General features: G+C 35.6%; 18 protein-coding genes. 14 read left to right on the top strand and 4 right to left on the bottom strand.

Features of this window, described 5'->3' with window-relative positions:
- The first annotated feature begins 515 nt into the window (after window positions 1–515).
- Window positions 516–1,109: a biofilm matrix protein CalY gene (calY, locus tag U860_RS0127285; RefSeq protein WP_025151018.1), complete on the top strand. Its 594-nt coding sequence runs from the start codon at window positions 516–518 to the stop codon at window positions 1,107–1,109.
- A gap of 82 nt (window positions 1,110–1,191) precedes the next feature.
- Here the strand turns inward: calY and U860_RS0127280 are convergent, their stop codons facing one another.
- Complete coding sequence (locus U860_RS0127280) at window positions 1,192–1,515, bottom strand: helix-turn-helix domain-containing protein (RefSeq protein ID WP_002170931.1); 324 nt, start codon at window positions 1,513–1,515, stop codon at window positions 1,192–1,194.
- A gap of 79 nt (window positions 1,516–1,594) precedes the next feature.
- Window positions 1,595–1,729 (bottom strand): anti-repressor SinI family protein, encoded by a 135-nt coding sequence (locus U860_RS0127275; protein WP_002170932.1) that lies wholly within the window; start codon window positions 1,727–1,729, stop codon window positions 1,595–1,597.
- 330 nt (window positions 1,730–2,059) lie between these two features.
- On the opposite strand from U860_RS0127275, the gene inhA1 reads away from it, so the two are divergent.
- The 11 genes from inhA1 (at window position 2,060) to U860_RS0127220 (ending at window position 15,192) form a co-directional block, all read left to right on the top strand.
- A complete protein-coding gene (gene inhA1, locus U860_RS0127270; protein ID WP_025151017.1) occupies window positions 2,060–4,447 on the top strand; it encodes a M6 family metalloprotease immune inhibitor InhA1 in 2,388 nt (795 codons plus the stop codon).
- 169 nt (window positions 4,448–4,616) lie between these two features.
- Entirely contained in the window at window positions 4,617–5,984 is a 1,368-nt protein-coding gene (locus tag U860_RS0127265; RefSeq protein WP_025151016.1) for an aldehyde dehydrogenase, read from the top strand.
- A gap of 237 nt (window positions 5,985–6,221) precedes the next feature.
- Complete coding sequence (gene potA, locus U860_RS0127260) at window positions 6,222–7,205, top strand: spermidine/putrescine ABC transporter ATP-binding protein PotA (RefSeq protein WP_025151015.1); 984 nt, start codon at window positions 6,222–6,224, stop codon at window positions 7,203–7,205.
- The gene (gene potB, locus U860_RS0127255) at window positions 7,202–8,050 is read left to right on the top strand and encodes a spermidine/putrescine ABC transporter permease PotB (protein ID WP_025151014.1); all 849 of its coding nucleotides are present in this window, start codon (window positions 7,202–7,204) and stop codon (window positions 8,048–8,050) included. Before potA ends, potB begins: the two co-directional genes overlap by 4 nt.
- A gap of 6 nt (window positions 8,051–8,056) precedes the next feature.
- A complete protein-coding gene (gene potC, locus U860_RS0127250; protein WP_025151013.1) occupies window positions 8,057–8,857 on the top strand; it encodes a spermidine/putrescine ABC transporter permease PotC in 801 nt (266 codons plus the stop codon).
- Window positions 8,858–8,895: 38 nt separating this feature from the next.
- Window positions 8,896–9,945, top strand: a complete 1,050-nt coding sequence (gene potD, locus U860_RS0127245; protein ID WP_025151012.1) for a spermidine/putrescine ABC transporter substrate-binding protein PotD — start codon at window positions 8,896–8,898, stop codon at window positions 9,943–9,945.
- Window positions 9,946–10,004: 59 nt separating this feature from the next.
- Window positions 10,005–10,652, top strand: coding sequence for a phosphatase PAP2 family protein (locus U860_RS0127240; RefSeq protein ID WP_025151011.1), 648 nt, complete (start codon window positions 10,005–10,007; stop codon window positions 10,650–10,652).
- A 110-nt stretch (window positions 10,653–10,762) separates the two neighbouring features.
- Window positions 10,763–12,955 carry an MMPL family transporter gene (locus tag U860_RS0127235; RefSeq protein ID WP_025151010.1) on the top strand — a complete coding sequence of 731 codons (2,193 nt, stop codon included), beginning with the start codon at window positions 10,763–10,765 and terminating at the stop codon, window positions 12,953–12,955.
- 101 nt (window positions 12,956–13,056) lie between these two features.
- Complete coding sequence (locus tag U860_RS0127230; protein ID WP_002170941.1) at window positions 13,057–13,473, top strand: hypothetical protein; 417 nt, start codon at window positions 13,057–13,059, stop codon at window positions 13,471–13,473.
- A 98-nt stretch (window positions 13,474–13,571) separates the two neighbouring features.
- The gene (locus U860_RS0127225) at window positions 13,572–14,495 is read left to right on the top strand and encodes an RluA family pseudouridine synthase (RefSeq protein ID WP_025151009.1); all 924 of its coding nucleotides are present in this window, start codon (window positions 13,572–13,574) and stop codon (window positions 14,493–14,495) included.
- 91 nt (window positions 14,496–14,586) lie between these two features.
- The gene (locus U860_RS0127220) at window positions 14,587–15,192 is read left to right on the top strand and encodes a DUF1648 domain-containing protein (RefSeq protein WP_025151008.1); all 606 of its coding nucleotides are present in this window, start codon (window positions 14,587–14,589) and stop codon (window positions 15,190–15,192) included.
- Between the two features lie 36 nt (window positions 15,193–15,228).
- On the opposite strand, the gene U860_RS0127215 is transcribed toward U860_RS0127220, so the two are convergent.
- Together U860_RS0127215 and U860_RS36660 are read right to left on the bottom strand one after the other, a co-directional pair.
- Window positions 15,229–16,068 (bottom strand): CAP domain-containing protein, encoded by an 840-nt coding sequence (locus U860_RS0127215; protein WP_025151007.1) that lies wholly within the window; start codon window positions 16,066–16,068, stop codon window positions 15,229–15,231.
- Window positions 16,069–16,535: 467 nt separating this feature from the next.
- On the bottom strand, window positions 16,536–16,781 hold the full coding sequence (locus U860_RS36660) for a sugar diacid recognition domain-containing protein (RefSeq protein WP_025151006.1): 246 nt from the start codon (window positions 16,779–16,781) through the stop codon (window positions 16,536–16,538).
- Window positions 16,782–16,917: 136 nt separating this feature from the next.
- On the opposite strand from U860_RS36660, the gene U860_RS0127205 reads away from it, so the two are divergent.
- Entirely contained in the window at window positions 16,918–17,889 is a 972-nt protein-coding gene (locus U860_RS0127205) for a hypothetical protein (protein WP_025151005.1), read from the top strand.
- Entirely contained in the window at window positions 17,886–18,557 is a 672-nt protein-coding gene (locus tag U860_RS0127200; RefSeq protein WP_025151004.1) for a response regulator transcription factor, read from the top strand. Before U860_RS0127205 ends, U860_RS0127200 begins: the two co-directional genes overlap by 4 nt.
- Window positions 18,558–18,560 lie beyond the last annotated feature (3 nt).

Below are 18,560 nucleotides of genomic sequence, written 5' to 3'. Positions count from 1 at the left end.
AGAACAGAAGAAAGTAGAAGAGCAGAAGAAGCAAGAAGAACAGAAAAAATAGAAACAGATAAACAGATAAACAGTCTGATCAAATGGAGTATGAAAAGGCTACTTCAACTGATCCAGTGAAACAACTGAAAAATAATAATGTGGTGCAAGAGAAAACGAATGAATAAGCTGTAAATAGCTATAAAAAATATTAATGTTTATATGAGTGTGAGGGAACGTCAGCCCTCACCTTTTTGTCTTACTTTCTTTTTCTTATAAAATGTATTTGAGTGTGGAACAAGTGCTAAATTAGTAAAGTATTAACCTTTTGTTTTCTGAAAAATCAAAACAATATTGAGAAATAAAAATAATTTAAAATATATATTGTGTTTACATAGATTTGTTCGTTATAATGAACATAAGGTCTTTAAAAAAGAACAAATATTAGCTTAGCTAATATAGTTTTAGTTACATCTCTTATTTCAAATAAGAGATAGCAATGTAAAAATACAAAAAACGGCTAGGGGGAATTGATTGTGAGTCTGAAAAAGAAATTAGGTATGGGAGTTGCATCAGCAGCATTGGGGTTATCTTTAATTGGTGGAGGAACATTTGCTTACTTTAGCGATAAAGAAGTATCAAACAATACATTTGCAGCTGGGACGTTAGATCTTACATTAAACCCTAAAACGCTTGTAAATATTGACAATTTAAAACCAGGGGATTCTGTTAAGAAAGAGTTCTTATTAAAGAATAGCGGTACTTTAGCGATTAAAGACGTTAAATTAGCGACAAAGTATTCTGTGAAAGATGCAAAAGGCGATAATGCTGGAGAAGACTTTGGTAAGCATATTAAAGTGAAATTCATTTGGAACTGGGATAAAGAAAGTGAACCTGTTTATGAAACAACATTAGCAGAATTACAAACGTTAGATCCAGACGTTGTTGCTAAAGATGTTTTTGCTCCTGAATGGAGTGAAAAAGGCGGTTTAGAAGCTGGGACAGAAGACTATCTATGGGTACAATTTGTATTCGAAGATGATGGTAAAGATCAAAATAAATTCCAAGGCGATTCATTAGACTTAGAATGGACATTCAACGCGAGCCAAACAGATGGCGAAGAAAAATAATAAATCAAAAAGCGGGTATCTCCCGCTTTTTTTTTATAAAGAAAAAAGGAGCGCTAGTCTTATACGCTCCTTTATATATATATTATTTTTGATTTTGCTTCCACTGTGTAAATTCTAGAAATTCACGGAACTGTTCTTTTGAGACGCCGGAGCTCATTGCATCTTTAACAAGTTGTGTCCATTCGGAGTCCAGGTGACTTTCCGTTGTTGTTTCATCATGAAGTAAAGTATCAACTGGAATTTGTAGAACTGCTGCAATTTTTTCAAGAAACTGAATGGAAGGGTTTTTTTGTAAATTCCGTTCTATGGAACTAATGTAAGATTTAGCGACACCAGCTTTTTCGGCGAGTTCTGTTAATGAAATCCCTTTTTGTAAACGAAGGCGTTTTATACGTTCTCCAATCATATTTGCGCACCTTTCTATCAATGTGTAGTCGTCTTATGATGTCATTATTATAACATAAACTTCGTTAAAAAGAACGAGGCTATTGTGCTTGGCTCGTTTGCTTCATACGTTGAAAAAAGTATTCGATCTCTTGCAGGGCAATACCAGAATCTAGGGCTTCAAGTATTAAATCAATCCATTCTGGATCTAGTGAGTCCGCCTTATCTTTGTACAAGTGTGATTCCTCCCTAATTATTGGTCATAATTGCAGCTACATAGTAGACGATAATTGAACCGAATTTTATATTTATGTGTCAAATTATCGAATATTGTGTAGATAAAATCCCCATTAAATTCCCTCAGTAAAAATTATAAAGTGTTCGCTATGATTTATCAATATTTTCAGAAAACATTAATAAATTGTAATATATTTATATACTGACTAAGAAATTTTTACAAATATATTAAAAAAATTACATAATATGACTAAATATTGAAAAAATATTGAATTTTTAATAAAATTCAATATGTAATACATATTTTATATTAGGGGAGGAAATAAGGGATGAAAAAGAAACCATTTAAAGTGTTATCAACAATTGCTTTGACAGCTGCTTTAGGCCTTTCATTTGGCGCTGGAAGCCAATCTGCGTATGCAGAAACGCCTGTGAATAAGACAGCTACGAGCCCAGTTGATGACCACTTAATCCCAGAAGAGAGATTAGCAAATGCGCTAAAAGAACGTGGGGTAATTGATTCATCTGCTTCGGAGACAGAAACAAAGAAAGCTGTTGAAAAGTATGTAGAGAAGAAAAAGGGTGAAAATCCCGGAAAAGAAGAAGCAAATGGGGACCAACTTACGAAAGAAGCATCTGATTTTTTAAAGAAAGTGAAAGATGCAAAGGCAGATACGAAAGAAAAATCAGAGCAACCAGCGACAGGTACACCAGCAGCGACAGGACCAGTTAAAGGCGGTCTAAATGGTAAAGTGCCAACTTCACCTGCTAAGCAAAAAGAGTATAACGGTGAAGTTCGTAAAGATAAAGTACTTGTTTTACTTGTAGAGTACGCTGATTTCAAACATAACAATATTGATAAAGAGCCTGGTTATATGTATTCGAAAGATTTTAATAAAGAACATTATGAAAAAATGTTATTCGGTAACGAGCCGTTTACGCTAGATGATGGAAGTAAAATTGAAACGTTTAAACAATATTATGAAGAGCAATCTGGTGGTAGCTACACAGTGGACGGAACAGTTACAAAATGGTTAACGGTTCCTGGTAAAGCAGCTGATTACGGTGCTGATGCAGCAACAGGTCATGATAATAAAGGACCAAAAGGACCACGTGATCTAGTAAAAGATGCATTAAAAGCGGCTGTAGATAGCGGACTTGATTTATCACAGTTTGATCAGTTCGATCAATACGATGTAAATGGTGATGGAAATCAAAATCAACCGGACGGTTTAATCGATCACTTAATGATTATTCATGCGGGTGTTGGACAAGAAGCAGGTGGCGGTAAATTAGGCGACGACGCAATTTGGTCACATCGTTGGACAGTTGGGCCAAAACCATTTGCAATTGAAGGTACACAGGCGAAAGTTCCATATTGGGGCGGAAAGATGGCAGCATTCGACTACACAATTGAACCAGAAGATGGCGCAGTTGGTGTATTCGCACATGAATATGGTCATGATTTAGGTCTTCCGGATGAGTATGATACGCAATATAGCGGTAATGGTGAGCCGGTTGAAGCTTGGTCTATTATGAGTGGCGGAAGCTGGGCTGGTAAAATCGCAGGAACAACGCCAACGAGTTTATCACCACAAAATAAAGAATTCTTTCAAAAAACAATCGGTGGTAACTGGGCGAATATCGTAGAAGTAGATTACGAGAAATTAAATAAAGGTATCGGTCTTGCAACGTACTTAGACCAAAGTGTTACGAAATCTAATCGACCAGGTTTGATTCGTGTTAACTTACCTGATAAAGATGTAAAAACGATTGATCCAGCATTCGGTAAACAATATTACTACAGCACAAAAGGTGACGATCTTCATACAAAGATGGAAACACCTCTGTTCGATTTAACAAATGCAACGACTGCTAAATTTGATTTTAAGTCATTGTATGAGATTGAAGCAGAGTATGATTTCCTTGAAGTACACGCTGTAACAGAAGACGGTCAACAAACGTTAATTGAAAGGCTTGGCGAGAAAGCAAATAGTGGAAATGCAGCTACGACAAATGGAAAATGGATTGATAAATCATATGATTTAAGTCAGTTCAAAGGTAAGAAAGTGAAATTAACATTTGATTACATTACTGATGGTGGTTTAGCGTTAAACGGATTCGCTCTTGATAATGCGTCATTAACAGTAGATGGTAAAGTTGCATTCTCCGATGATGCAGAAGGTACATCACAATTTAAATTAAATGGTTTCGTTGTATCTAACGGAACAGAGAAGAAAAAACATAACTACTATGTAGAGTGGAGAAACTATGCTGGTTCAGATAACGCGTTGAAATTTGCTCGCGGTCCAGAATATAACACTGGTATGGTTGTATGGTACGCGGATTCAGCTTACACAGATAACTGGGTTGGTGTGCATCCAGGGCATGGTTTCCTTGGTGTAGTTGACTCTCATCCAGAAGCAATTGCAGGAACTTTAAATGGCAAACCAACATTCAAAAGTAGTACACGATTCCAAATCGCTGATGCGGCGTTCTCATTCGATAAAACGCCAGCTTGGAAAGTTGTATCTCCAACGCGTGGAACATTTGTTTACAATGGATTACCAGGAGTACCGAAGTTTGATGATTCTAAAAAGTATATCAATGAGCAAATCCCAGATGCAGGACGTATTTTACCGAATCTTGGTCTGAAGTTTGAAGTAGTAGGACAAGCTGATGATAATTCTGCAGGTGCTGTTCGTTTATATCGTTAATACAGTAAAACTACCGAGGGATTTTCTTTCGGTAGTTTTTTTGAGCAATGAATTTTATATAAAAGAAAAAGTTATATATAATGTAACTTTACGAATGAAAAAGTTTTATATGTTATTTCTATATAAATAATGAAAGAACTGGATAAAAATAGTGGGAGAAGGTGAATGAATGAGTATTTCTTCTATTGTAAATAAGCAAAAGGAATATTTTTATAAAGGACATACGAGAAGTGTAGAAATAAGAAAGAGTAATTTACAGAAGCTTTATGATGGGATTCAGCGTTTTGAGGATGAAATTTTTCAAGCACTGAAAGTAGATTTAAATAAGTCAATTCACGAATCGTTTACAACTGAAATCGGATATGTGCTAAAAGAAATTTCTTTTCAAATGCAACATATTTCATCATGGAGTAAACCAAGACGTGTTCGAACAGCTCTTACGCATTTTGGATCAAAGGGGAAAATAGTGCCAGAACCGTACGGTGTAACGCTTATTATCGCACCATGGAATTATCCGTTTCAATTAGCAATCGCGCCTCTTGTTGGAGCCCTAGCAGCGGGAAACACAGTTATTTTAAAGCCTTCTGAGTTAACGCCAAATGTTTCAAAGGTTCTTGTGAAAATGTTAGAAGAGTTATTTACAGAAGAACTTGTGGCGGTAGTAGAAGGTGGTGTTGAAGAAAGTACGGCTTTGTTAAAGGAACCATTTGACTATATTTTCTTTACAGGTAGTGTTGGTGTGGGGAAAGTTGTCATGGGAGCAGCGGCGAAAAATTTAACGCCTCTTACGTTAGAACTTGGTGGGAAAAGTCCATGTATTGTACATAAAGATGCAAAGCTAGATGTAACGGCAAGACGTATTGTTTGGGGCAAGTTTTTGAATGCTGGGCAGACATGTGTAGCGCCTGATTATATGTACGTTCATTCGTCAGTGAAAGAACAGTTAATCAAGGCATTGCGACATGAAATCGCAGAGCAGTATGGAAAAGATGCTTTACAAAATGACAGTTACGTACGAATTGTGAGTGAGCGTCATTTTGAACGTTTATGTACATTTTTACAAGACGGTAATCCAGTGATTGGTGGGAATTATAAGAAAGAAACGTTACATATTGAGCCGACAGTATTAACAAATGTTACATGGCAAGACTCTGTGATGGAAGATGAAATTTTTGGCCCGATTTTACCAATACTAGAATATGACAAAATAGAAGATGTAATTGAAACGATTCAGCAACATCCAAAGCCGTTAGCACTATATGTATTTTCTGAGGATAAAGGTGTACAAGAGAAGGTTACTAGAAATATTTCATATGGCGGAGGATGTATAAATGATGTTGTATATCATCTTGCAACGCCATATTTACCTTTTGGGGGCGTTGGAAGCAGTGGATTAGGAGGATACCATGGTAAAGAAAGTTTTCGAACTTTTTCCCATTATAAAAGCATTTTGTCCCAATCTACAGCGTTCGATATGAAAATTCGTTATTCTTCTACAAAAAGTGCTTTAAAATTTATACGAAAGTTGTTAAAATGATGATGGTGTTTATCAGTAGGCGTAGCCGTATGATAAAAGCCCCTTCGCAATGGAAGGGGTTTTTCTGTTCGACATATGTATCGTGCGAAAATGAATCAAACATACTACATAAAGAATAGAAGAGAACGCTTGCTAAATAACCATTTTTGTTTGGATCGAAACAAAAAATAGTCTATAGAACATAAATATTTATTCATGAATATAAAAATTTAAATTTAAGGTAGATAGGACGGGAAAATGAAAAAGATTATTAAAGTTGAAGCAGTAGAAAAACATTTTGGAAATCAAGTGATTATCCCACCTCTTTCTTTAGACATTAAAGAAGGAGAATTTTTAACGATTTTAGGACCGAGTGGTTGCGGGAAAACGACTTTACTTCGTATGATCGCGGGTTTTGAAACTCCAACTAAAGGGAATCTTTTATTAGACGATGAAAAAATAAATGATTTGCCGCCGTACAAGCGTCATATGAATTTAGTGTTCCAACATTACGCACTATTCCCACATATGAATGTCGAAAAAAATATTTGTTTCGGTATGAAAATGCAAAAAGTACCAGCAGCAGAGCAGAAAGAACGTGCTGAAGAGGCAATGCGTTTAACGCAGTTACTTGAGTTCCGTAATCGTAAACCTTCGAAGCTTTCTGGTGGACAGCAGCAACGTGTAGCAATTGCTAGGGCAATTGTAAACAACCCACGTGTATTACTATTAGATGAGCCACTTGGAGCGCTTGACTTTAAGTTAAGAAAAGATTTGCAACGTGAATTGAAAAACTTACAACGTAATTTAGGAATTACGTTCATATATGTAACGCACGATCAAGAAGAAGCGATGAGCATGAGTGATCGTATTGTCGTTATGAATAAAGGGCATATCGAACAAGTCGGCACGCCTAAAGAAATTTATAATCAACCGAAAACGTTGTTCGTTGCAACGTTCATCGGTGAAAATAATATCGTGAAAAATGGGGAAAACTACGTAGCAGTTCGCCCTGAAAATGTAAAAGTTCGTTCGGTTGAGCAACCAATTTTAAAAGAATACCATCTTGGGCATATTGAAGATATTGAGTTTGTTGGAAATATGGAAAAGCTTTATGTACGTGATGAGAAAACATCGGAATTACTAATGGCATACCAAACTGCTGAAGAAGCAGCGCAGTGGAGCATTGGAGATAATGTATACGTAGGCTGGGAGCAAGAGGACGAGGTGACCTTAAATTGAAAAAAGGGAAATTACTCGCATTACCTACGGTCACGTGGCTGTTAATCTTTTTCTTATTTCCGCTTCTATTCGTATTAGCATTCGCCTTTTTACAGCGCGGAGCATACGGGACAGTGGAAATGCAGTTTACGCTAGATAATATAGTGCGTGTGTTTGATCCGCTGTATATGGGTACGTTATGGGAAACAGTAAAGATAGCTGTTATTACAACAGTACTATGTTTATTAATCGGTTATCCATTTGCGTATACAATTACAATTGTTGATCGTAAATATCGTTCCATTCTATTATTATTAGCAACGATTCCATTCTGGATTAACTTCCTTGTTCGTTCATACGCATGGATTGTTATTTTACGTTCACAAGGTCTTGTAAACACATTGCTATTGAAACTAGGTATTATTAGTGAGCCTTTAAATTTACTATATAATACACCTTCTGTAGTACTAGGGATGGTTTATTCTTTATTACCATTTATGATTTTACCAGTGTATGCGGCTATTGAGCAGCTTGATAAGCGCAAGCTAGAAGCAGCTTATGATTTAGGGGCAACACCAGTAAAGGCATTTTGGAATGTAACATTACCGATGACAATGTCAGGAGTTGCTACTGGTTCTATTTTAGTATTCGTTTCTTCTATTGGAATGTTTGTTGTATCAGATGTAATGGGCGGATCGAAAGTAGCATTAATCGGAAACGTAATTCAAAACCAATTCTTAGGTGCGCGTGACTGGCCGTTTGGTTCTGCGTTATCAATTATCGTTGTTCTATTCTCTGTTCTGTTAATTTACTTATATTATCGTGCAACGAAGGTATATAAATATGATGAGAACGGAGGGGAATAGGCAACGATGAAGAAGTTTTTAGTTTCTTATTCTTGGTTAATTTTATTATTCTTGTATTTTCCGATGATGGTTTTAATGGTATATTCCTTCAACGATTCCCGTATTAATGCGGAATGGGAAGGCTTTACATTCCATTGGTATACAGATTTATTTCAAAAACAAGATGTTATTGATGCGTTTGTAAATAGTATGACGATCGCGATTATAACGACGGTTGTAACGACCATTCTTGGTGTGATTTTTGCAATTGCATTACATCGTTATAAATATCGTTTTGAAGGGGCTATTAACGGCCTTGTATACTTACCAATTTTAATTCCTGATATTTTAATGGGATTATCTTTACTAATCTTATTTAGCCAATTAGGTATGGAACTTGGACAAGTAACGATTATTATTGCGCACATTACATTTAGTATTTCATTTGTTGTTGTTATTTTAGCGGCACGTCTTTCTAGTATGGGACGTGATTTAGAAGAGGCTGCAAATGATTTAGGTGCAACGCCATGGCAAACGTTTCGTTATGTAACATTTCCAGCCATTGCGCCGGGAGTTGTTTCAGCAGCACTATTAACATTCACATTATCAATTGATGATTTTGTAATTAGTTTCTTCGTATCAGGACCAGGATCAACAACATTGCCATTATACATTTACAGTATGGTTAAGCGCGGAGTATCACCTGAAATTAATGCTCTTTCTACAATTTTAATTGTTGTTATCGTAGGATTAATGGTTTTATCTGAAATCTTCCGTAACAAAGGTGCAGATGGTGAAGAAAACTCTGGAGGACACCTTCCTTTATAATACGAATGATATAGAAAGTACGAGGGGGTAACAAACCGATGAAATTAATGAAGAGATTAGCTGGTGCAGCAATTAGCTTCAGTCTTGTTGCAGGTGTACTTGCTGGTTGCGGCGAGAAGAAAGAAGAATTAAATATTTATAGCTGGGCTGATAATTTTGATGAGCAAGTTCTAAAGGATTTTGAAAAGAAATATAACGTGAAAATTAACTATGATAAATACGCAAGTAACGAAGAAATGCTTGCAAAATTACAAGCTGGCGGTGCGAAATACGATTTAATTCAGCCATCTGATTACATGGTTAAAACAATGGCGAAAATGGACTTATTAGAGCCGCTAGATAAGAAGAATATTCCAAATATCGAAAATCTAGTTTCTAACTTTAAAACACCTCCATTTGACCCAGAGAATAAATACTCTCTAGTATATACTTGGGGTGTAACAGGAATTGCATACAATAAAAAGTATGTGAAAGAAGCACCTACAAGCTGGGCTGATTTATGGAACGATAAATATAAAGGACATGTTACTTTATTAAATGATTCTCGTGAAGTATTAGGAATGGGACTTAAGAAAAACGGTTTCTCTAATAGTACAAAAGAGGATGCACAGTTAAAGACGGCAGCTACTGATTTACAGAAGCTACTTCCAAACTTATTAGCATTTGATACAGATAACATTAAACAAAAATTCATTACAGAAGATGCGTGGATCGGTACTGTATGGTCTGGGGATGCAGCATTTATCGCAAAAGATAATAAAGATGTAGAATACGTTGTACCAAAAGAAGGCGGTACAATTTGGGCTGATACGTTAGCGATTCCAAAAGGTGCAAAACATAAAGAACTTGCAGAGAAGTTTATGAACTACTTATTAGATGAAAAAGTAAGTGTGAAAAACTACGAGTCAATTGGTTACAGTAATCCAAATGAAAAAGCTCGTTCTCTTCATAGTAAAGAATATCGTGATAACCACATGATCTTCTTATCACCAGAAGAATTAAATCGTACAGAATGGCTTGTTGATGTAGATGATAAGTTAAAGGACTACGATCGTTACTGGACAGAGTTAAAAACAAAAGGTAAATAAGTAAGAAAATGCGGTTTCTAAATAGAAATCGCATTTTTTCATAAGTAGGAGGAAATCGTTTGAAGAAAAAGTTACATCGATATGAGTTCATGTGTATGATTTTATTACTTGCTTTATTCGGCATTATCGCTTGGAGAGTACAAGCATGCGGAGTTACAGCAGTGGATACATATGTCCGCGGGATGGTAAAAGGATTACAAACAGAAAGCTCACTTACTTTCTTCACATACGTTACAAAGTTAGGATCTGCAATTGGAGTTATAGCGACACTAATTATAAGTTTGCTCGTTTTTTGGAAAAAACGTTATTATGCTGCTATGATTGTGTATCCAATGGCTATATTAACGACACATCTTGTTAATAAAGGGATAAAAGAAATTGTAAAAAGAGACCGTCCGTCATTAAATGAGGCACTTGACGCACTTGGATATAGCTTCCCAAGTGGACATGCAATGCTATCTATTATGACATTTGGTTTTCTTGCCTATATCATTGCTGCCAATTTGAAGAGTGTAGCTGGGAAATGTGGTATTACGATTTTGCTGGGCATATTAATTATATTGGTTGGATTAAGTAGAGTTATTTTAAATGTTCATTATCCGACTGATATTTTAGCAGGTTACTGTGTAGGGGGGATTCTGTTAATTATAGCTATTTATTGTCATCGTTTACTTACCGAGAGGCTTCAGCTTAATAAAGAGAGATAGAAAAATGTCTGGAAAAACTATCATTATAGTGTTTCCAGACATTTTTTGTTTATACAAAGATATGATACAGTATAAGTGACAATGGAATTATATAAAGTAGGTGGAAATGTGTGAAGACAAATGTACATAAAATTGATAAGTGGGGGAAGTTAGGGGCTTTTTTGTATAAATTTCGTTATACAGTAATCGTAGCATTAATAGTATTAGCGATAGCGCTCGGTATTTTTGCTCCGAAGCTTCCAGGAGTATTAGGTGGTGATGGTTTCCAAACAGAAGGAGATTATCAAAAGACGAAAGAAATTTTAGATAAAGATTTTAAGCAGTCTCAGGATACACTTTTACTCGTTTTTGAGAAGAACAAGGATGCTTCACATGAGGAGTTTCAGAAAGGTATAGAGGGAATAATAAAACATATTCAAGAGAAAGAAACATATGAGTCTTTCCATCATCCAATAGAAAATAAAGAGATGTTACAAGATGATATCGGTTATGCGACGATTTTATTTTCCGAGAAAACAAATAAAGATCGAATGGAAAAGACATTGCAATTTGCTGATGAAATCAAGAAAAAAAGTAGTGCGGTATTAAAAGTAACATCGACAGGGTATCCGAAAATTAATCAAGAGATTAATGAAAGAACACAAAATGATTTAAAAGTAGCAGAGATGATCGGTTTACCTATTGCTTTTCTCGTACTATTATTCTCATTTGGTAGTCTGCTTGCGTCTATTTTACCGATTTTAAATGGGCTACTAAGTGTAATTAGTACGATGGGGATTTTATATTTTATCGGCGTTGATAAAGAGCTATCTATTTTCGTGTTAAATGTTGCACCGATGATTGGGCTCGCATTATCAATTGATTTTGCACTGTTATTTGTAAATCGCTTTCGAGAGGAAGTTGCGAAGAGAACAGTGAAAGAGGCAATCGCGATTACGTATCAAACCGCGGGACGCGCTATCGTATTTTCAGGGTTATGTGTATTCGTCGGCTTATCCGGTTTATTTTTCTTTAAGATAGACTATATTCAATCTGTTGCCATTAGCGGGATGATTGTTGTCATTATGAGTATTTTATTTTCACTCACACTCCTTCCTGCACTGTTATCTTTAATCGGAAAAAGAATATTAAAAAAGAATCAGGTAGCACCTACTCCATCGAATGTATGGCGTAAATTTGCGCAGTTTGTAATGAAACATCCAATCGTAATGATTGTTGCTGTTACAACATTTATTGTTATTTGCTTATTACCACTACGTACAGCTAATTTGCAGTTTCCTGGTGTCGAAGCATTACCAGAAAAGAGTGATACGAGAGTTGCATTTGAGAAGTATGAAGAAGCCTTTAATAAGACTGTCAAAACACACGCCGATGTTACTTTAGTAGTAGAGACGAAGAACGATATAACAGAAAAAGAAAGCTTACAAAAGGTAGAAAATGTCGTTCAAAAGCTAAAAGATGATAAGCAAGTATATAAGGTGAAAAGTGTATATAACGAGCTAAATGGAATGAAAGCAGATCAAGTTGCGGGAATGTTACAATCACCGGAAGCGGCGAAAATAGCTCCTGTACTTGAAGCGTATACGAAAGGGAATAAGACGACGATTCAAGTTTTCCTAGATACAAAACCACGTACGGAAACGGCTAAACAATGGGTTCGTGATTTCAAAAAGAATTATAAAGAAAACGATGTTACTTATTATTTAGGCGGGATGACAACGTTCCAACAAGAGTTAGAAGATGAAATTAAAGATAAAGTTGCAATTGGTATGTCTGTTATATTTGGATCAACCTTTGTTATTTTATTATTCGCATTCCGTTCTATACTCATTCCAATAAAGGCGATTATTATGAATGTACTTAGTTTAAGTGCAACAATTGGAATTGTTATTTGGTTATTTGAAGGTGGTCATTTCGGATTAGATGAGAGTTCAGTTCTATTTGTTTTGCCAATCTTCATTTTCGGTCTCGTATTTGGACTAAGCATGGATTATGAAGTATTTCTTATTTCACGAATCCATGAGTTATATGAGGAAACAGGAGATAACGATCAAGCAACGCTAGAAGGGCTTGTCTCGACAAGCCGCATCATTACGTCCGCTGCTTTAATTATGATTGTTGTTACCGGTGCGTTCGCCTTTACTGATATTTTACCAGTAAAGCAGATGGGTATTGGTGTTGCGTTAGCGATATTTCTTGATGCAACAATTATTCGACTTATGCTTGTACCAAGTTTAATGAAATTGTTTGGAGATTGGAACTGGTGGTTACCATTTCGAAAGAAAAGAGAAAAATCATCGTAAAAAATACTCATCTATAAGATGAGTATTTTTTTATGAATAGCAAGGCCTATATTTTGCAAATAGTATGTGATAAGAACAATACATACAAGTAGGTGAAGGCAATGTTTCGTTATTTTAAGTTTAAGCTAAATGATACAGTACAGTTTGCTGAAAACGATGGGCATATGTATCGCATTGTCGGTTATCGGTTAGAAAAAGGGTTTTATCCAAAAGATGAATGGACTCATATTATATATGAGTTGCTTAGAGAATTTGACGGGTATACGATGGATGCGGAAGAGGAGGAACTTGTAAAGGTTATTCAAGTAGAGGAAGAATATTACAAAATACAAGAAGTATCGGGGTATCGTTATCCAGTAAAAATGAAGCAAAAACAGCAAGTTATGAAAGTAGAGAAGATAGACGACTTATTAGATACGTACAACGACTATAAACGATTGGCGGATTTCTTTAAAGATTTATCGTATGAACAAAAAGCTGAAGAAGTGTTGCAGGAAATGAAAAGGATTAGAGCGTAAAGGACAGTCTATTTGTAGGCTGCCCTTTATTTTTGACGGTGCATCATATAGTGTTTTCCGTTACAATAGGGGAATCAATAGAAATAAGGTGATATAGTATGGAAACGAAGAAAAAGGGCGAATGGTGCGAAATTATGGTTCCAGCGATATGGAATGGTATAAGCATTGATTCGTTGTTAAAAGTAGAATGGGAAGTACCGAAAAAGTTATTACATCAGCTTCGTATGGAAAAAGGCGTTACAATTAACGGCGAACAGAGGAGATGGAGTGAACTTTTAAAAGAAGGAGATAAGTTGCAAGTTCATATGTTTATGGAGGAGGAGTACGGCGTAGAGCCGGAATACGGTGAATTAGATGTAGTGTTTGAAGATGATCACGTAATCATTGTAAATAAGCCGGAGCAAATGGATACGCATCCTTCTGAAAAAAATGGGACGGGAACACTTGCAAATCTTGTTGCTTTTCATTTTCAAATGCAAGGTTTAGAGACGAAGGTTCGTCATATTCATCGGCTAGATAAAGATACGACAGGCGGAGTTGTATTCGCGAAGCATAGAATCGCTGGTGCGATTATGGATCGTCTATTAATGGAACGAAAGATCAAAAGAACGTATACGGCACTTGTTGAAGGGAAAGTAAAAAAGAAGCAGGGCAAAATTGACGCGGCCATCGGAAGAGATCGACATCACGCTACAAGGCGCCGCGTATCTGAAAAGGGTGACCAAGCTATAACATATTATAAAGTAGAGAAATATTTTAAGAAGCAAGATACTACCCTTGTAACGTTACAATTAGAAACCGGTAGAACTCATCAAATCCGTGTTCATATGAGCTATAATGGAAATCCATTAGTTGGGGATGTATTATACGGTGGACAAACAAAATATATGTCCCGCCAAGCGTTGCATGCGATGAAAATTAATTTTTTGCATCCAATTACGAAAGAAGAGATCGAAGTTGAAGTACCGTTCCCTACAAGTTTAAACAATAAAATGAAAGAATTTCAAAGAACAAATGCGTAAAATGTAAGTTTTACATTGAGAAAGGTAGATTTTTGCAGGGATTTCTCTAAAATAGGCGAAGCCGTAAAGAGAAAAGAGAGGTGAGAATCACTTGGTCAAATATAAATATATACTAGGAATATTTTTCGCTTGTCTTTTATTTACTCTATGCCTCTATCCATATTTATCAAGTCGCATGGCAGTACATTGGAACGAGAGTGGTGTGCCAAACGAGTTTATGAGTAAACAAGTTGTTATATTATTTATTCCTTGTCTTATTATTTTCTTACATGGATTAGTGTATATTATTTCACATAATATATATAAGTTTAATAAAGGAGAGCAGTTCATTATAAGTGGATTTATAAAGAGTGTTACTTTATTTATGTTGTTTATTCATATGCTCATTCTCTTGATTAATTTAGGAAGTATTATATCCTTTCAAACAGGACTAACAATTGGAATTAGTATGTTTCTTTTTATGCTTAGCAAAGAGTTTAAAAAGGCGAAGGGTACTGAGAAAGAACCGATTAAATTACAAAAAATTCGTTTAGTTAGTAGACGAATCTTTCAAGTGATGGCATGCAGCATATTGTTGTCGTTATTTTTGAACTTGAAGTGGGGATTTTATCTGTTAATTAGTGTAATCAGCTGTGGGGCTATTTTGTTTATGTTCTACATTTTATACGCATACATATTAGAAAGCTATGAAACATAGAAAAGAGTCTTCTAGGAGAAGACTCTTTTTTTCTATTTACTTCGTAATAAATTGTTGTGTCCAGTAGTTTCCGCTTTCTACATAGCCAACACCGATGTGAGTGAAGCCGCTATTTAAGATATTTGCACGGTGTCCAGCACTGTTCATCCAAGCTTGTACAACTTCTTCTGGTGTACGTTGACCTTGGGCGATGTTTTCGCCCGCAGATTTATAAGAAATACCAAATTTCTTCATCATGTCAAACGGAGACCCGTATGTAGGACTGTTATGATCAAAGTAGTTATTCTTTTGCATATCTTCAGATTTAATACGTGCTACTTTGCTTAATTCAGTATCGATTTTTAATGCTGGTAAGCCTTGTTTTGTACGCTCTGCGTTTGTTAATTCAACAACGCGTTGTTCGAATTCGCTTAAAGATTTTGCTTCTTCAGCAGGCTTTTGCTCAGCAGGTTTTTGAGTTTCGTTTTGATTGTTATTGTTTTGTGTACTGTTATTTTCAGCAGGTTTTTGAGCTTCTGGTTTAGCTGTTTCTTCAGCCGGCTTTTGTTCTACAGGCTTTTGTTCTACAGGTTTTTGAGTTTCTGGTTTAGCTGTTGGTTGTTCAGTAACAACATTTTCAGTAGGCTGTTGACCAGGAATGAAGCAACCTTGTTGGAACTGTCCTTGATTCCATTGTGCTAAAGATTCGATTCCCATAGATTGTAAGAATGCTTGTAATTCTTGTTGGCTCATTTGCTTCATAACAACTTTAGAATGCTGAATATTTTGAACATTTATGTTAGATGGTTGTACTGTTGCAGCTTGTGCATCTAAAGACGATACTCCTAGAGTAAGAGCTGTTGCAGCAGCTACAGATAATAAAACACGCTTTTTCATGATGTGTGTGTCCCCCTATATAAAGTTTTAAATTGTTTTCACACGATTTGTTTTTGACAGCCTGTCCGACTGACAAATTCATCGTAGCATATAATTTGCAAGAAAAAAGATGGAAAAAAATTCATAGACTTAAAATTTACCTAATTTATCCTAGATTAGTAGAGAAGAGGAGAGAGGAGAAAGCTAGAGTATAAAAGGAATTTTCCGCATTTTCAGCCTTGCTAAAAATGGAGATTTTTTGGATGAAGTTTCCTATATGAAAGAATGAGAATCCTATTGTATCAACGGTTCATGTGTTTTTTTGAGGAATATACTGGATTGTTTTTTACAAAACTGTAATGTTTCTGTTGTTCTTTTTTATTATAAAGTAACATATTCTTAATTTTGTAGCGGACAAAAAAGCGGCTATCTCTTTACATAGACGAAAGAGATAGCCGTTTTCCTATTGTTACGTATGTTACGAGTTATTACGAGTTGGTTTCAATTGCTTCTAATAATAAGTCTACAATATGAATTCCTCGCATTTTATGAGAGAGTTTTTCATGTTCAATACCTAGTTTCATTTGTAATAGACATCCAGGATTTGCAGTAACAATTGTCGCTGCATCTGTACTTGCGATAATAAATCCTTGTATATTAATGATAATAATGTTTTCAGTAATTAGTCTGCGTACTTCACGTACAATTTTATTTGCTAAATCAGGAAAAAGCATAATTTGCACACCTCAAATTCTATTTGTTGTACATTATATATGTAAGTTTATTAATAATGGAAGATTTCACATTTTCCACACATTTATTTGTTATTTTACAATTATAACGAAATCATCCGAAGATGGAGGGAATCTTTTGAGAAAGTATTTTGTTCTTCTCTGTTTTTTATTTCTATTAGTAGGGTGCCAAGGAAGTTCGTATACACCAATTGCTAAAGATAAAAGTGTTATTATAACAACTAATATAAAAGAAGGTAGTATTAGTTTTATTAATAAAAAAACAAAGAAGCTAATAACAACATGGGAATTGAATGAACCGATTACGGGGGTTACACTACTTCGAGATGGTGAGGACATACTTGTTTATGGCAAGCAGTTAGAATATATGTATGTATACTCACTGGCAGAAGGAAGACAAGTAGACAAATACAAGACTGGAAAAGGAATTGCTAATGTTATCGCATCAGAAGATGGAAAACAATTATTTGCTGCCGATCAAAATGAACAAAAGGTAAGGTTCTTTACGGTAAAAGGGAAAGAGATGGGTAGTGTTTCAACAGGAAAAGGACCGTTAACGATGGTAGAGCATAATAAGCAGTTATCTGTATTGAACTTTTATGATACGAAACTAACGACAATTGATACGAAGAAAAAAGAAGTTATACAATCCTTTATGATTCCGCCGGCATCAACAGGAGCGACGGTTAGTGCTAATGGGAAAGAAATATGGATTGGCGGACATGGTGATGGAAATCAAGTGAATGAGAAAGTATTAGTGTATTCTTTACAGAGTGGAGAGATGGTACGCTCTTTACACGCTCCGTTTATGCCTGTGAATATAGCGAGGGATGATAAGTACGTATATGCATTAAGTCATGGTTCTAATATGCTTAGAAAGTTTGATGCAAGTACATATCAAGAGGTAGGATCTACAGAAGTAGGATCTAATCCATTTGCATTTTTGAAAAGTGGTGCAGAAGGATATGTAGCTAGTTATGATAGTGATGAAGTATGCGTAATGGATATAAAGAATATGAAAATAAAACAAACAATTAAAGTCGGAAAAGGGCCGTTTCAGCTCATAGAGAGAGAAGGGAAAGGACAATGAGTAAATATAGAGTGCTAGTTGTAGATGACGAAAGTGATATGAGGCAACTTGTCGGTATGTACTTGGATAACTTCGGATACGAGTGGGGAGAAGCTGAAAATGGGAAAGAGGCGCTCCGAAATTTAGAGACGGATCATTATGATTTCGTTGTATTGGATATTATGATGCCAGAGATGGATGGGCTTTCAGTTTGTAAAGAGATTCGAAAAACGTCAGATGTACCTATTATATTTTTAACTGCAAAAGGTGAAGAGTGGAATAGGGTGAACGGCTTACGGATGGGGGCAGATGATTATATTGTAAAGCCATTTAGTCCCGGTGAACTAATTGCTCGTATGGAAGCTGTTTTAAGACGGTATACAAAGCAAGAGCAGCAAGAAGAGATTCAATTTGGACCGATCCTTATAAATGAAAAAAGTAGGAGAATCGAGACGAATGAAGAGTCGATTTCTCTTACGGTAAAAGAGTTTGATTTACTATATTTTCTTTGCCAACATAATGGACAAGTATTTAGTCGTGAGCAATTACTTGAAAAGGTGTGGGGATATGATTATGCAGGAAGTACAAGAACAGTAGATACGCATGTGAAAACGATGCGTTTGAAGCTCGGAGAAAGTGGAAACTACATTCAAACAGTTTGGGGTGTAGGCTATAAATTTGAGGTGTAACGT

This window comes from Bacillus sp. H1a (genome assembly GCF_000633475.1).
Classification (GTDB): Bacteria; Bacillota; Bacilli; order Bacillales; family Bacillaceae_G; genus Bacillus_A; species Bacillus_A paramycoides.
The sequence above is the reverse complement of the archived record's forward strand: the minus strand, read 5'-3'. Positions and strand labels throughout refer to the sequence as shown.

Excerpts from the sequence above, each read along its gene's own strand:
- U860_RS0127280 (WP_002170931.1), bottom strand. The coding sequence starts at position 1,515 with ATGATTGGAGAACGTATAAAACGCCTTCGTTTACAAAAAGGGATTTCA.
- inhA1 (WP_025151017.1), top strand. The coding sequence starts at position 2,060 with ATGAAAAAGAAACCATTTAAAGTGTTATCAACAATTGCTTTGACAGCT.
- U860_RS0127265 (WP_025151016.1), top strand. The coding sequence starts at position 4,617 with ATGAGTATTTCTTCTATTGTAAATAAGCAAAAGGAATATTTTTATAAA.
- potA (WP_025151015.1), top strand. The coding sequence starts at position 6,222 with ATGAAAAAGATTATTAAAGTTGAAGCAGTAGAAAAACATTTTGGAAAT.
- potC (WP_025151013.1), top strand. The coding sequence starts at position 8,057 with ATGAAGAAGTTTTTAGTTTCTTATTCTTGGTTAATTTTATTATTCTTG.
- potD (WP_025151012.1), top strand. The coding sequence starts at position 8,896 with ATGAAATTAATGAAGAGATTAGCTGGTGCAGCAATTAGCTTCAGTCTT.
- U860_RS0127230 (WP_002170941.1), top strand. The coding sequence starts at position 13,057 with ATGTTTCGTTATTTTAAGTTTAAGCTAAATGATACAGTACAGTTTGCT.
- U860_RS0127225 (WP_025151009.1), top strand. The coding sequence starts at position 13,572 with ATGGAAACGAAGAAAAAGGGCGAATGGTGCGAAATTATGGTTCCAGCG.
- U860_RS0127215 (WP_025151007.1), bottom strand. The coding sequence starts at position 16,068 with ATGAAAAAGCGTGTTTTATTATCTGTAGCTGCTGCAACAGCTCTTACT.
- U860_RS36660 (WP_025151006.1), bottom strand. The coding sequence starts at position 16,781 with ATGCTTTTTCCTGATTTAGCAAATAAAATTGTACGTGAAGTACGCAGA.
- U860_RS0127200 (WP_025151004.1), top strand. The coding sequence starts at position 17,886 with ATGAGTAAATATAGAGTGCTAGTTGTAGATGACGAAAGTGATATGAGG.